Below are 13,284 nucleotides of genomic sequence, written 5' to 3'. Positions count from 1 at the left end.
GGCGAATCGCCCTTATGTCGGACAGTTTAGGCAGAGGTCCCCTCACCACCGCGCGACCGGCCAATCCGGATCCCGTCCGGGTCATGGTGGTGGACGACTCCGCCGTCATCCGTGGCCTGCTGACCCGCGCGTTGGAGGGGGACCCGGAGATCCGCGTCGTCACCTCCGTCGGCGATGGCCAGATGGCGGTCAGTTCGTTGCAGCGCAATTCGATCGACGTCATCGTCCTCGACATCGAGATGCCGGTGATGGACGGGCTGACCGCCATTCCGAAGCTGCTGGCGGTGGCGCCCCAGGTCAAGATCATCATGGCCTCGACGCTGACGCTGCGCGGGGCCGATGTTTCGCTGCGCTGCCTGTCCGCCGGTGCCGCCGACTATATCCCGAAGCCGACCTCCACCCGCGAGATCGGCGGGGCGGAGGATTTCAAGCGCGAGCTGGTCGCCAAGGTCAAGGCGCTGGGCGCCGCCGCCAGGCGCGCCGGGTCGCGGTCGCGCGGCGAGATCCGTCCGCTGACCCCGGCGTCGCCCATCGGTCTGCTGAAGCGCGAGGTCGGGCCGATCGTCACCCGTCCGACTCCGGCCGGGGCCATCGCGACCAAGCCCGACGTGATCGCCATCGGCAGCTCGACCGGCGGCCCGCAGGCGCTGTTCGAGGTGTTGTCGCACCTGAAGGCCGGCGTCAGCCAGCCGATCCTGATCACCCAGCACATGCCGGCGACCTTCACCACCATCCTGGCCGAGCATATCACCCGCCAATGCGGCATCGATGCGCGCGAGGCCAAGGACGGCGAGCCGATCGTGCAGAACCGCTGCTACATCGCGCCCGGCGACTTCCACATGCTGGTGGCGCAGCGCGCGGGGGCGAACGTGATCACGCTCAGCAAGGATCCGCCGGAGAATTTCTGCCGCCCGGCGGTCGATCCGATGATGCGGTCGATCCTGAAGGCCTTCGGTGGCCGCAAGATCCTGGCCTGCATCCTGACCGGCATGGGTCAGGACGGGCTGAAGGGCTGCACCGACGTGGTCAATGGCGGCGGTACCCTGATCGCCCAGGACGAGGCGTCGAGCGTGGTCTGGGGCATGCCGGGTGCGGTGGCGCAAGCCGGCATCTGCAACGCCATCCTGCCGCTCAAGGAAATCGGTCCCCACATCCGCAAGCTCGCGTCGAGGGCAGCATGAGAGTCGAAGATTTCGACATGTTCTCCACGCTGCTCAAGCAGCGTTCCGGCCTGGTCCTGACCCGGGACAAGGCATACCTGCTCGAATCCCGGCTGATGCCGGTGGCGCGCAAGTGGAACATGAAGGGCCTTGAGGAGCTGGCGACCACCGTCCGCACCCGCAAGGACGAGGCGCTGCTGCGCGACATCACGGAAGCGATGACGACCAACGAGTCGTCCTTCTTCCGCGATCAGAAGCCCTTCGACCAGTTCAAGCAGCTGGTGCTGCCGAAGCTGATGGAGGCGCGGGCCGCCAAGCGGTCCTTGCGCATCTGGTCGGCCGCCTGCTCGTCGGGGCAGGAGGCCTATTCGCTGTCGATGATCCTGAACGACGAGGCGGCGAAGCTGGCCGGCTGGCGCATCGAGATCGTCGGCACCGACATCTCGGCGGAAATGGTGGAGCGGGCGAAGTCCGGCGTCTACACCCAGTTCGAGGTGCAGCGCGGCCTGCCGATCACGCATCTGGTCAAGCATTTCAAGCAGAACGGCGACAAGTGGCAGATCAGCCAGCAGCTGCGCCAGATGGTGTCGTTCCGCGAATGGAACCTGCTGGGCGATTTGTCGGCGCTGGGGCAGTTCGACATTGTCTTCTGCCGCAACGTGCTGATCTATTTCGATCAGCCGACGAAGGCCAAGGTTCTGGAGGCCATCGCCCGCCAGATGCCGCAGGACGGTGTCCTGTATCTGGGCGGCGCGGAGACGGTTCTGGGCATCACCGACAAGTTCAAGCCGGTGGAAGGGCAGCGCGGCCTCTACAGCCTGGGCGGCTTCTCCGCCGCCGGCGCCAAGGTGGCGTGAGGGGCGGAAAGCCGAGCGCTGGAACGCCGGGAGCCGGTCGGTGCGACGGGGGCGGAGAAGCCGCCCCCGGATCGGTCACCATACCGGGAAGGTCCGTCACACCGATGGCGTGATCGACTTGATCGGGCCGCGCGGGTTGCCGGACATCTCGGCGATCTTGCGGTCCTGTGCCTCGATGAAGGCGCGGATTGAGTTCTCGCGGTCGAACTGGTCGATGTCGGTGGTCGGCACCTTGCGGTTCGAGGTGCGGGCACCATCCTGATAAATCACGTCGAAAAGCGCGAAGGCATTCTCGACGGGCTGTTTCTTCTGACGGGCCATGGCCTGTCCTCCGTATGGTCGCGGTCGGCCGTGCTTGCGGCCGGCCGGTCAGGCATTGTTGGTGTCGGTGCTGGTCGGGGCGGCGTCATCCTCTGCGGCTCCACCGTCCCGGTCGCTCTGTTCGCCGTCGGCCTGTTCGCCGGAGCGGCGGGCGGCGGCCCCCTCCTCGCGGCGTTGCAGTCTTTCCTGCTTCTTCTGTTCCTTGGCCCGGTTGCGCTCTGCCCGCTGCTGGTTGTAGTTCGGTTTGAAAGCCATCGCGGTTCTCCTCTGGGCAAGGGGGATTAGGTCAACACGGAAAAAGGGCACCGGTTTCCCGATGCCCCTTTTTCCGCAGGTCGGCGGTCAGGCGGTCAGACCGCCTTCAGATTTTCCGCCGAGGTCTTGCCGCGCTTGGGATCGCGCTGTTCCTCGTAGGAAATCTTCTGGCCATCGACCAGGCTGCGCAGCCCGGCGCGTTCGACAGCGGAGATGTGAACGAACACATCCGGGCCGCCGCTTTCCGGCTGAATGAAACCGAAGCCCTTGGTGCTGTTGAACCATTTGACGGTGCCGACGGGCATGTCTGTCTCCCATGACGCAAAGGGCGCCGCACCACCGGTGCGGCGCATCAGACTGGGTGTGGGATTGGCGGCCCCCCGAAGTCCGTGCCGGCGAAGATGATCCGCGCGGGCGAACAGGTCCAAAGCAAGGGGAGGCTGAGCGTGGGGGCGATTGATCGCCCCGCAGTCCGAAGCAGAATGACCCGTCTCACATGGGAACGCCCGGCCCGGCTTTCAAGGACAAAGCTCGCCGGACGCTGGATGACCCCAAAGAAAAACCGGGCTGGCCGGGAATTCCTCAGCCGGCGGCCTGCTGCTGCGGCACGCGCGGCGGCGGCGGGGGATTGCCTTCGGCAATTTCCTCGTGCGGATCGCGCAGCACATAGCCACGGCCCCACACCGTTTCGATGTAGTTGTCGCCTTGGGTGGCGGCGGCCAGCTTCTTGCGCAGCTTGCAGACGAAGACGTCGATGATCTTCAATTCCGGCTCGTCCATCCCGCCATAGAGATGGTTGAGGAACATCTCCTTGGTCAGTGTCGTGCCCTTGCGCAGGCTCAACAATTCCAGGATGCCGTATTCCTTGCCGGTCAGATGCAGCGGCGACTGGTCGACCTCCACCGTCCGGGTGTCGAGATTGACGGTCAGGCGGCCGGTGCGGATGATGCTGTCGGAATGGCCCTTCGACCGGCGGACGATGGCCTGGATGCGGGCGATCAATTCGCGCTTGTCGAAGGGTTTGGTCAGGTAATCGTCGGCGCCGAAGCCCAGCCCCTTGATCTTGTTGTCCATCTCGGTCAGGCCCGAGAGGATCAGGATCGGGGTGGTCACGCGGGCGGCGCGCAGGCGGCGAAGAACCTCGTAACCATCGATGTCCGGCAGCATCAAATCGAGAATGATGATGTCATAGTCATAGAGCTTGCCGATCTCCAGCCCGTCTTCACCCAGGTCGGTAGAGTCGACGATGAATCCTTCCGTGTTCAGCATCAGCTCGATGCTTTTCGCGACGGAGGAGTCGTCTTCAACCAGCAGAACCCTCATGGCGATATCCCGACGTTTGATGGCGCGCTTTCGCAACCCGACCCCGGATCGGCCCCCCGGTCCTTGATGACCGATTTCAACCACTCCGTTTACACAAGTTAACAGACGATTCAGCTTAACGCCAGCGCCAAGCGCTTACACAACGTTAATCCTTCCATCGCAAGATACGATCAAGGTGGTTAACGTCGCCGCTGTCCGAAGAACTACCCCTTAATAGGAGGGCGTCCCGTCTTTGGGGCGCCGGTATCCGAACCATGCCGTTCGACATCGATCAGTTGATCCGTGACATCGACGAGATTCCCGACTGTAGCCGCTACGGCCGCGTCACCGCCGTGTCGGGCCTGATGGTCGAGGTCGGCGGCATCGAGAAGGAGCTGTCGGTCGGCGGCCGTTGCATCGTCGAGACGCGCGATCGCCGCCGGGTTCCGTGCGAGGTGGTGGGCTTCCGGCAGGGCCGGGCGCTCGCCATGCCCTTCGGCGCGCTGGACGGGGTCGGGCTGGGTTGCCGCGCGCTGGTGGCGGGCGACCAGGCGATGATCTATCCCACCGACGCCTGGCTCGGCCGCGTCGTCAACGCGCTGGGCGAACCGGTGGACGGCAAGGGGCCGCTGCCCAAGGGGCCGCAGGGCACGCCGATCCGCAACACCCCGCCCAACGCCCATTCCCGTGCCCGGGTGGGCGAGAAGCTCGATCTGGGCATCCGCGCCATCAACGCCTTTCTCACCTGCTGCCGCGGCCAGCGCATGGGCATCTTCGCCGGATCGGGTGTCGGCAAATCCTCGGTCATGTCGATGCTGGCGCGCTTTTCCGCCGCCGAGGTGGCGGTGATCGGGCTGATCGGCGAGCGCGGCCGCGAGTTGCAGGAATTCATCACCGAGGATCTGGGCGAGGAGGGTCTGGCCCGCAGCGTCGTCGTCTGCGCCACCTCGGACGAGGCGCCATTGATGCGCAAGCAGGCGGCCTACATGACGCTGGCGGTGGCCGAGCATTTCCGCGACCAGGGCCGCGACGTGCTGTGCATGATGGACAGCGTCACCCGCTTCGCCATGGCCCAGCGCGAGATCGGCCTGTCGGCGGGCGAACCGCCGACGACCAAGGGCTATCCGCCGACCGTCTTCGCCGAACTGCCGCGCCTGCTGGAGCGCGCCGGGCCGGGGGTGGTCGGGTCGGGCACCATCACCGGCCTGTTCACCGTGCTGGTCGACGGCGACGACCACAACGAACCGATCGCCGACGCCGTGCGCGGCATCCTCGACGGCCATATCGTGATGGAGCGCCAGATCGGGGAGCGCGGGCGCTACCCCGCCATCAACATCCTGCGCAGCGTGTCGCGCACCATGCCCGGCTGCAACACGGCGAACGAGAATGAACTGGTCGGCCATGCCCGGCGCCTGCTGTCCTCCTACGACAACATGGCGGAGATGATCCGGCTCGGCGCCTATCGCCGCGGCACCGACCCGCAGGTCGACGAGGCGATCCACTTCCAGCCGGCGCTGGAAGCCTTTCTGAAGCAGGGCAAGCGCGAGGCCACCGATCTGGAGACCAGCTATGCCATGCTCGCTGAAATCTTTGGGGTGCAGTGGCCGCAATGAGCCTGAAGACGATCATCCGCCTACAGAAGCTGCATCTGGACGAGAAGCGTCGCGTCCTCGCGGAACTCCACACGCTGGCCGACCGGCTGCGCAACGAGATCGAGAAGGTGAAGCAGGAGATCACGCACGAACAGGAAACCGTGCGTGAGGATTTCTCCGTTTCCTTCACCTATTCCAACTTCGCCCAGGCGGCGATGGAGCGTGGCCGCAAGCTCGGCGAATCGCTGGCCCAGGTCGAGGCGCAGATCAGCATCGCCACCGACGAGATGGCCGAGGCCTTCCAGGAACTGAAGCGCTATGAGCTGGCGGAAGAGGAACGGCTGAAGCGCGAGCGCGACAAGTTGAAGCGCAAGGAGGCCGCGATGCTGGACGAGACCGCGCTGGTCGGCTTCCGGCGCCGTCAGGCGGAGGAGGAGACGGCGGGGGGATGAGCCTGTTTGTCAGGCCGGTCCGATCAGACGGTCACCGAAACCAGACCGCCCGGCGAACCGCCATAGGAGCCGCCGGTCGTTGACGGAGCGGCACCGCCGCCCGTCTGAGCGGATGCCAGCGGGGACGCGCCGGAGCTGGTGCCGATGGCTGCGCCGCCGCCCGCGCCGCTGGCGAAGGAAACGGCAAGGGAGGCAGGGGCGGCCGACCCGGCCGCGCTCCCCGCCGGGCTGACGCCGCCACCGGGTGCCGACCCGGCCCCGTCGCTGGAGTTGCCCGGCGCGGAAGTCGTCGAGGAGTTCGGCGAGGATTTCGCGGCGGTTTGCGATCCCGCCATTTTCCCCTGCACGTTTTCCTGGGTCAACCGGCTGGCGGTGCGGCGATATTCCTCCACCACGCGCTGGGACGGGATCTGGTCCTGGGTTTCGCCGGTGTCGAAATCGCGGAAATAGAGCACAGCCACCCGTGCGCCCTGATCATAGCGCATAAAGGGGCTGATGTAGCCGCTGCCCGACGCCTTTTCGGCTCCCGTGGCGACACCACCGGGCTGTTTGGTGACGGAGGCCTCGGCGGCGCCGGATTGGGAAGCGGCGCCGGACTCCGTCGGCTGATAAGCGGCGGAGCGGACTGCCGTCGTGCTGGAAACGCCACGGATCTCCATCGCTGCCTCCCGCCCTTCCTGCCCGCTCTCCAGGCGTTGTTCCTTGGGGCCGCTCCCAGTCTGGGCGCTGTCCCGCTGCCGTCTCCCCGCCGCCTTGGCCCTTGCGATCCGATCCGGACGATCCGGTGCGGATCAGACCGAGATGTTCAGGTTCTGGCCGCGTGTCGGGGTCGTGTTGCCGCCGCTGGACCCGCTCTGTACCGTTTGCGCCTCCTGCTGGCGGCGGTCACGCTCGGTCTGGTCTTCCTGGGCGGATTCGACGGGAGAGGTGGACCGCTGCGCCGCGGCCGGGCCGCTGCTTAACGGGGTGGCGTAGGGCTGCTGCTGATAGCCGCCGATTCCACCGATGCTGCTGACACCCATGATCGTTCCTCCGGCCGCTGACGCGACGCTTCTTGGACAAGCCGGCGAACGATGCATCGGCGACGATGCGGGACACCGGTCATCGAACCGCTTGGGTCCGGACCGGCCGCGTCGGAGCCCGGCTTCACTCCGACTAGGCAAATTTTGCCCGATCGGACGGGGTAGCGCCAGAGAAATCGCGCGGCCGGACAGCCGATTTCGGGAATGTCAATGATCAAAGCGACTTGGCGCCGGGCGCTCACAACTCTTCTTCGATGGTCGATTCGGCTCTGGCAACCGGGGCGGCGGGCTCCGCCGCCGACTCGGCGTTGCGCCACAGGGCGGCCTCGACCGCCAGCGTCCAGAAAGTCTCGGCCGCCTTGCTCTGGCGGGCGCGGGGACGGACCAGCCGGATCTGCACCGGCACGGTCCAGCGCTCGTCGCCCGCCGGCACCCCGGCGCGAACCAGCGAACCGCGGGCCAGATCCTCGGCGATCAGGCTTTCCGGCAGCCAGGCCACGCCGCGCCCGTCGCGGGCCAGGGTGCGCAGAACCGCCGCGAGGTGGGAGGTGAAGACGGTGTCGAGAGCGCCGGGAAGCGGCCGCGCCGCCCGCACCGCCTCAAGGATGCGGCCCATGCCGGATTCGCGGCTGTAGGACAGGTGGGGCAGCGGCCTGGCCTCGCCGTCGGTCAGCAGATGGCGGGGCCGCCCGTCGGCGTCGGGCGCCGTCACCGCCAGCAGACGGTCCCCGCCGACGACGACCGAACGGAAGGACTCCGCCTCCAGCCGCCCCGCCGCCGCCGGATGGGCATGGCAGAGCAGGAACTGCGCTTGACCGGCGAGCATCAGCCGCTCGCAAGCCTCCATGCTGTCCGAAGACAGGGTGATGGCCCCGAGCCGCGCCCGCGCCTCCAGCGCCCTGAGCCAGGAGGGGAAGAAGGTCAGCGACAGCGCGTGGGTGGCGGCGAAGCGCAGGGTCGCGGCCTCCGACTGGGCGGCGAGCCGGGCCTCCTCCCGGCCCTGAAGCAGGCGGCGGACGGTTTCGTCGGCGAAGGGGCGGAAGCGCCGTCCGGCCTCGGTCAGGGTCACCGGCTGGGCGCTGCGGTCGAACAGCGGGGTGCCGGCCCAATCCTCCAGCGCGCGGATGCGGCGGCTGAAGGCCGGCTGGGTCAGATGGCGCGCATCGGCGGCGCGGGAGAAATTGCCGCAATCCACCAGCGCCAGGAAATCGTCGAGCCAGGAGAGTTCCATCGCCCAATCTTCGTCACGTCTGCCGGCCCGTCCCGTCCCTCTGGGCGCCCTATGCCGAACCCGCATGATGCGTTCCGGCCTTGGCATTGGCCCGGCGGCCTTCCCCATCCCTACAGTGCCGGCACGAAACGCGCCACCACGCTGCGAGAGGAACCGCCATGCGCATCGTCGAAATCCGCGAGCAGACCGCCGGCATCAAGTCCGACATCGCCAACGCCTTCATCGATTTCAGCCAGATGACCTGCAGCGTCGTCGCGGTCGTCACCGACGTGGTGCGCGACGGCAAGCCGGTGATCGGCTACGGCTTCAACTCCAACGGCCGCTATGCCGCCGGCGGACTGCTGCGCGAGCGCTTCATTCCCCGGCTGATGTCGGCGGCCCCCGACAGCCTGCTGGACGAGACCGGCGAAAATCTCGACCCGTTCCGCATCTGGACCCGGCTGATGACCAACGAGAAGCCGGGCGGCCATGGCGAACGGTCGGTCGCCGTCGGCACCATCGACATGGCGGTGTGGGACGCCGTGGCCAAGATCGCCGGCGTTCCGCTCTACCGCCTGCTGGCCGACCGGTTCCGCGGCGGGGTGGCCGATGACGGCGTCTGGGTCTATGCCGCCGGCGGCTATTACTATCCCGGCAAGGATGTGAAGGCGCTTCAGGACGAGATGCGCAGCTACCGCGACCGCGGCTACAGGGTCGTGAAGATGAAGATCGGCGGCGCCCCGCTGGCGGAGGATCTGCGGCGCATCGACGCGGTGCTGGAGGTGGTCGGGTCGGGCGACAATCTGTGCGTCGACGCCAACGGCCGCTTCGACATCGACACCGCCATCGCCTACGGGGAGGCGCTGAAGCCCTACGGCCTGTTCTGGTACGAGGAGGCCGGCGACCCGCTGGACTATGCGTTGCAGGCCGAACTCGCCAAGCATTATGACCGCCCGATGGCGACCGGCGAGAATCTGTTCTCCCACCAGGACGCCCGCAACCTGATCCGCCATGGCGGCATGCGGCCCGACCGTGACTGGTTGCAGTTCGACTGCGCGCTGAGCTATGGGCTGGTCGAGTATCTGCGCACGCTGGACATGCTGAAGGAGAACGGCTGGTCCAGCCGGCGGGTGGTGCCGCATGGCGGTCATCAGATGTCGCTGAACATCGCCGCCGGCCTGCATCTGGGCGGCAACGAATCCTACCCTGACGTCTTCAAGCCCTTCTGCGGCTTCGCCGACGGCATCGCGGTGGAGGATGGCCGGGTGCGTCTGCCCGATCTGCCGGGCGTCGGCTTCGAAGCGAAGTCGGAACTGTTCGCCACCATGAGCGGGCTGCTGGGAACCCGATAAGCATACTCCGGGTCAAGGTCAAAGCCTGTACGATTGGGAGACGGCATCGTCAATGTTCGAGTCGGCCATTGACCAACTGTCCTACTGTGTCAATCTGATGATGGTCGCAACGTTTCAGAAAGGAGGTGATCCAATGTCTCATGGAGCCAGTCCGGTCGTCGCCGCTTTGTTCGGTCTCGCCACTCTCCTGACGGCTGGGATCGCCAACGCGGATTGTTCGCCCAACCACAGCGCGAGCGCATCGCCGCCGCCGGCCTCCAGCACCGTTGGATCGGTCGGAACACCGGCGCCGAGCAGCACGCGCGGCGGGTGACGGCCGAACGCTGACGACCGGGATACGCCCATGCCTGGAACGGGCCGCCCCCTTGAAACGGGGTGGCCCATTTCGTTTCCAGTGGGTTTTCCAAGGATTGCCAAGGGTCCGCAGTTTTCTGCATGGAAGATTATCAAGATTTCATGGATATGCCGTCAATGTGCTGCATAGATTGGAAAGAAAATATGGATTGGACCGTAAAGATAGTATGTTTTTCTGCGATACGGGAAATCCCTACTGATGAACCTTGTGGATGGAGTTTCCCTTAAGTCGCGATTACCCTCCGCCTGATCGACAAATCAGGGAGGGCTTTATGAGGGATCTGACGACGCATCGGTCCGCCGGGCATGGCCATGATTGTTGCCACGCTCCGCACAATTCGCGCCGCGGCTTTCTGAAGCTGGCGACGCTGGGCGCCGGGGTGACGCTGCTGACCCCGATGCTGACGCGGCCGGCGCAGGCGGGCGGCGTCGACACGCTGCTGCTGACCTGCATGGATTACCGGCTGATGGCGCGGGTCGCCGAGTATATGGACGGGCGCGGCCTGAAGGAGAAATACGATCACATCGTTCTGGCGGGCGCCAGCCTTGGCGCGCTGAACGACAAGAAGCCGTCCTGGGGCGAGGCCTTCTGGGACGAGGTCGAGATCGCCCGCGAGCTGCACCATGTGAAGCGGCTGGTCGTCATCGATCACCGTGACTGCGGCGCCTACAAGGCCTTCCTCAATCAGGATCTGGCAGGCGACCCCAAGCGCGAGACCGAGGTCCACGGCCAATATCTGACCAAGCTGAAGGACATGGCCAAGCAACGCCATCCCGAATTGGAGGTCGAGCTGCTGATGATGGGTCTCGACGGCAAGGTCGAGACGCTGGCGGCGTGACGGCGCGGCCGGCACCCCCGCCCCCGGTTGGGGAGCGGGAGTGCCGGCGGGCGGGCTTCACATATCCAGCCCCAGGTCCAGGTTGGGGGCGCTGTGGGTCAGCCAGCCGCAGCTGATCATGTCGACGCCGGTTTCGGCGATGGCGCGGACGGTGGCGAGCGTCACATTGCCCGACGCCTCGGTCAGCAGCCGGCCGTCGACCATCCGCACGGCGCGCCGCAAGGTTTCCGGGTCCATGTTGTCGAGCAGCACGACATCGACCGGCAGGCCCAGCAGCTCGTCGAGCTGGTCGAGCGTGTCGACCTCCACCTCCACCTTCACCATGTGGCCGATGGCGGCGCGCACCCGCTCCACCGCCGGGCGCACGCCGCCGGCGACCGCGATGTGGTTGTCCTTGATCAGCACGGCGTCATCCAGCCCGAAACGGTGGTTGAAGCCGCCGCCCAGCTTCACCGCGTGCTTTTCCAGCACGCGCAGGCCGGGGGTGGTCTTGCGGGTGCAGACGATGCGGGCCTTGGTCCCATCGACCTCGCGCACCAGGGCGCGGGTGGCGGTGGCGATGCCGGACAGCCGGCCCATCAGGTTCAGCGCCGTGCGCTCCGCCGTCAGCAGGGCGCGGGCCTTGCCACTCAGGGTGGCGATGGTGCCGCCGGGAGGAACGTCATCGCCGTCGGTGCGCTCGAGCGCCACGGCGATGTCCGGGTCGAGCAGGCGGAAGGCGATCAGCGCCGCGTCCAGCCCGGCGACGCGGCCGTCCTTGCGGGCGGCGATGCGGGCGGTCGCCGTCGCGCCAGCCGGGATGATGCTGTCGGTGGTGATGTCGCCGGCCCGGCCCAGATCCTCGGCCAGGGCGGCGCGGACGATGGGCTCGACGGTCAGAGGATGCAGCATGCGGCGTCTCCGGGCAGGGGGCCGGCGGTGCCGGCCAGATCGCTGAGGGTCAGGGTGCGGGAGGTCGAGGCGGGGTCGGCCAGGGGATGGTCGCCGCGGCAATGGGCGCCGCGGCTCTCGCGCCGCGCCAGCGCGGCATGGACGACCAGCCGGCCGACCAGCAGCCGGTTGCGCGCTTCGCCCCACCGGCGGATGATGGCGGGCGGGGCCTCATCGCCGTCGTCACAGCGTAGCGTGTCGAGCGCCGCCGCCAGCCGGTCGAGCTTGCGCCGGGCGGCCAGCAGCCCGAGCCCGTCGCGTACCAGCCCGGCACCCTCGTAAAGAGCCGTCCGCCCCTCCGCCCCGATGGCGTCGAGCAGGGCATCGCCGACATCGGCGGCGACCGCCGGCGGACGGGGCAGGGCGAAGGGCGGCAGCGGCGCCAGCGGCCGCTCCGCCACGTCGCGGGCGACGCGGGCGCCGAACACCAGCGCCTCCAGCAGGGAGTTGCTCGCCAACCGGTTGGCGCCATGGACGCCGGTGCGGGCGACCTCGCCGCAGGCCCATAGCCCCTCCAGGCTGGTGCGCCCATCGGCATCGGTGACGACTCCGCCCATATGGTAATGGGCGGCGGGCGCCACCGGCATCGGCGCCGCGAAGGGGTCTAGTCCATGCTCGGCGCAGAGCGCCAGCACGGTGGGGAAGCCGCCGGGCTTGGCGGCCAGCGCCGGGCGCAGGTCGAGGAACACCGGCTCCCCCGCCGCGACGCGCCGGCCGATGGCGCGGGCGACCACGTCGCGTGGCGCCAGCTCCGCCAGCGGATGCTCGTCGGGCATGAAGCGCCGGCCGGTCCGGTCGAGCAGCAGGGCGCCGGCGCCGCGCAAGGCCTCGGTCAGCAGCGGCACCGGGTCGGCATCGACGGCGAGCGCGGTCGGGTGGAACTGCACGAACTCCAGGTCGGCCAGCCGGGCGCCGGCCCGCGCGGCGATGGCCAGCCCGTCGCCGGTCGCCTCCGCCGGGTTGGTGGTGCGGGCGAAGGCGGCGCCGATGCCGCCGGTCGCCAGGATCACCCGCGGCGCCCGGTGCAGCACCCAGCCCTGCCCATGGCAGGCCAGCAGGCCGCAGACCCGGCCGTTGCGCAGCACGAGATCGACGGCGAAGGCGCCGGTCTCCACCCGCACCGAGGGTGTGGCGCGCAGCCGCTCGGCCAGTGCTGTGACCAGGGTGCGGCCGGTGGCGTCGCCGCCGGCATGGACGATGCGCGCGGCGCCATGGGCGGCCTCGCGGCCCAGCAGCGGCGAGCCGTCGGGTGCGCGGTCGAAGGGCAGGCCGTCCTCCAACAGCCGGCGGACCTGGGCGGCGCCGTCGCGGGTCAGCAGGGCGGCCATCGCCGCATCGACCAGCCCGGCGCCGGCGGCGATGGTGTCGGCGGCATGGTCCTCCGGCCGGTCGCCGGGACCGACGGCGGCGGCGATGCCGCCCTGGGCGTAGAGGCTGGAGCCGCCGGGCAGGCCGGCGGTCTTGGTGATGAGGGTGACCGCGCGCGGCGCCAGCCGCAGCGCCGCGGTCATCCCGGCAAGGCCGGAGCCGACGACGATCACCTCGGCGTCACGGACATCGTAAGGCGTGCTGGAGGTCACGGGGGGACTCCTCGATGCAACGCGGACAAGTCCCTTCTCCCCCCTGGGGAGAGAGGGA

Annotated in this window: 15 protein-coding genes; 6 read left to right on the top strand and 9 right to left on the bottom strand. The window is 68.1% G+C overall.

Going from position 1 to position 13,284, the window contains the following annotated elements; genetic code table 11:
• Positions 1–14: 14 nt before the first annotated feature.
• Positions 15–1,181 (top strand): protein-glutamate methylesterase/protein-glutamine glutaminase, encoded by a 1,167-nt coding sequence (locus AZL_RS28925; RefSeq protein ID WP_012977934.1) that lies wholly within the window; start codon positions 15–17, stop codon positions 1,179–1,181.
• Entirely contained in the window at positions 1,178–2,017 is an 840-nt protein-coding gene (locus AZL_RS28920) for a CheR family methyltransferase (protein ID WP_012977933.1), read from the top strand. Before AZL_RS28925 ends, AZL_RS28920 begins: the two co-directional genes overlap by 4 nt.
• A 96-nt stretch (positions 2,018–2,113) precedes the next feature.
• Here AZL_RS28920 and AZL_RS28915 read toward each other — a convergent pair whose 3' ends face one another.
• The 4 genes from AZL_RS28915 to ctrA all read right to left on the bottom strand — a co-directional run bounded on the left by AZL_RS28915 (position 2,114) and on the right by ctrA (position 3,916).
• Positions 2,114–2,338, bottom strand: coding sequence for a hypothetical protein (locus AZL_RS28915; RefSeq protein ID WP_012977932.1), 225 nt, complete (start codon positions 2,336–2,338; stop codon positions 2,114–2,116).
• A 48-nt stretch (positions 2,339–2,386) separates the two neighbouring features.
• Complete coding sequence (locus AZL_RS35950) at positions 2,387–2,593, bottom strand: hypothetical protein (RefSeq protein ID WP_042446139.1); 207 nt, start codon at positions 2,591–2,593, stop codon at positions 2,387–2,389.
• Between the two features lie 95 nt (positions 2,594–2,688).
• Positions 2,689–2,898, bottom strand: a complete 210-nt coding sequence (locus AZL_RS28905; RefSeq protein ID WP_012977930.1) for a cold-shock protein — start codon at positions 2,896–2,898, stop codon at positions 2,689–2,691.
• A gap of 277 nt (positions 2,899–3,175) precedes the next feature.
• On the bottom strand, positions 3,176–3,916 hold the full coding sequence (ctrA, locus tag AZL_RS28900) for a response regulator transcription factor CtrA (RefSeq protein ID WP_012977929.1): 741 nt from the start codon (positions 3,914–3,916) through the stop codon (positions 3,176–3,178).
• Between the two features lie 254 nt (positions 3,917–4,170).
• On the opposite strand from ctrA, the gene fliI reads away from it, so the two are divergent.
• Complete coding sequence (fliI, locus tag AZL_RS28895) at positions 4,171–5,508, top strand: flagellar protein export ATPase FliI (protein WP_012977928.1); 1,338 nt, start codon at positions 4,171–4,173, stop codon at positions 5,506–5,508.
• The gene (locus AZL_RS28890; RefSeq protein ID WP_042446136.1) at positions 5,505–5,939 is read left to right on the top strand and encodes a flagellar export protein FliJ; all 435 of its coding nucleotides are present in this window, start codon (positions 5,505–5,507) and stop codon (positions 5,937–5,939) included. Before fliI ends, AZL_RS28890 begins: the two co-directional genes overlap by 4 nt.
• 23 nt (positions 5,940–5,962) lie before the next feature.
• Here AZL_RS28890 and AZL_RS36440 read toward each other — a convergent pair whose 3' ends face one another.
• The 3 genes from AZL_RS36440 to AZL_RS28875 form a co-directional block, all read right to left on the bottom strand.
• On the bottom strand, positions 5,963–6,598 hold the full coding sequence (locus AZL_RS36440; protein WP_012977926.1) for a hypothetical protein: 636 nt from the start codon (positions 6,596–6,598) through the stop codon (positions 5,963–5,965).
• A 132-nt stretch (positions 6,599–6,730) separates the two neighbouring features.
• Positions 6,731–6,961: a hypothetical protein gene (locus AZL_RS28880; RefSeq protein WP_042446133.1), complete on the bottom strand. Its 231-nt coding sequence runs from the start codon at positions 6,959–6,961 to the stop codon at positions 6,731–6,733.
• 238 nt (positions 6,962–7,199) lie between these two features.
• Positions 7,200–8,192 (bottom strand): LysR family transcriptional regulator, encoded by a 993-nt coding sequence (locus tag AZL_RS28875; RefSeq protein WP_012977925.1) that lies wholly within the window; start codon positions 8,190–8,192, stop codon positions 7,200–7,202.
• A 158-nt stretch (positions 8,193–8,350) separates the two neighbouring features.
• Here AZL_RS28875 and AZL_RS28870 point away from each other — a divergent pair, with 158 nt between their 5' ends.
• Together AZL_RS28870 and AZL_RS28865 are read left to right on the top strand one after the other, a co-directional pair.
• A complete protein-coding gene (locus tag AZL_RS28870) occupies positions 8,351–9,523 on the top strand; it encodes a mandelate racemase/muconate lactonizing enzyme family protein (RefSeq protein ID WP_012977924.1) in 1,173 nt (390 codons plus the stop codon).
• A 626-nt stretch (positions 9,524–10,149) separates the two neighbouring features.
• Positions 10,150–10,716 carry a carbonic anhydrase gene (locus tag AZL_RS28865; RefSeq protein ID WP_042446130.1) on the top strand — a complete coding sequence of 189 codons (567 nt, stop codon included), beginning with the start codon at positions 10,150–10,152 and terminating at the stop codon, positions 10,714–10,716.
• A 57-nt stretch (positions 10,717–10,773) separates the two neighbouring features.
• Here the strand turns inward: AZL_RS28865 and nadC are convergent, their stop codons facing one another.
• Both nadC and AZL_RS28855 read right to left on the bottom strand, forming a co-directional pair.
• On the bottom strand, positions 10,774–11,607 hold the full coding sequence (nadC, locus tag AZL_RS28860) for a carboxylating nicotinate-nucleotide diphosphorylase (protein ID WP_012977922.1): 834 nt from the start codon (positions 11,605–11,607) through the stop codon (positions 10,774–10,776).
• Positions 11,592–13,226: an L-aspartate oxidase gene (locus tag AZL_RS28855; protein WP_012977921.1), complete on the bottom strand. Its 1,635-nt coding sequence runs from the start codon at positions 13,224–13,226 to the stop codon at positions 11,592–11,594. Before AZL_RS28855 ends, nadC begins: the two co-directional genes overlap by 16 nt.
• Between the last annotated feature and the right edge of the window lie 58 nt (positions 13,227–13,284).

The sequence above is a fragment of the Azospirillum sp. B510 genome (genome assembly GCF_000010725.1).
Lineage (GTDB): Bacteria > Pseudomonadota > Alphaproteobacteria > Azospirillales > Azospirillaceae > Azospirillum > Azospirillum lipoferum_B.
Note: the sequence above shows the minus strand (reverse complement) of the source record. Positions and strands in the feature narration are given on the sequence as shown.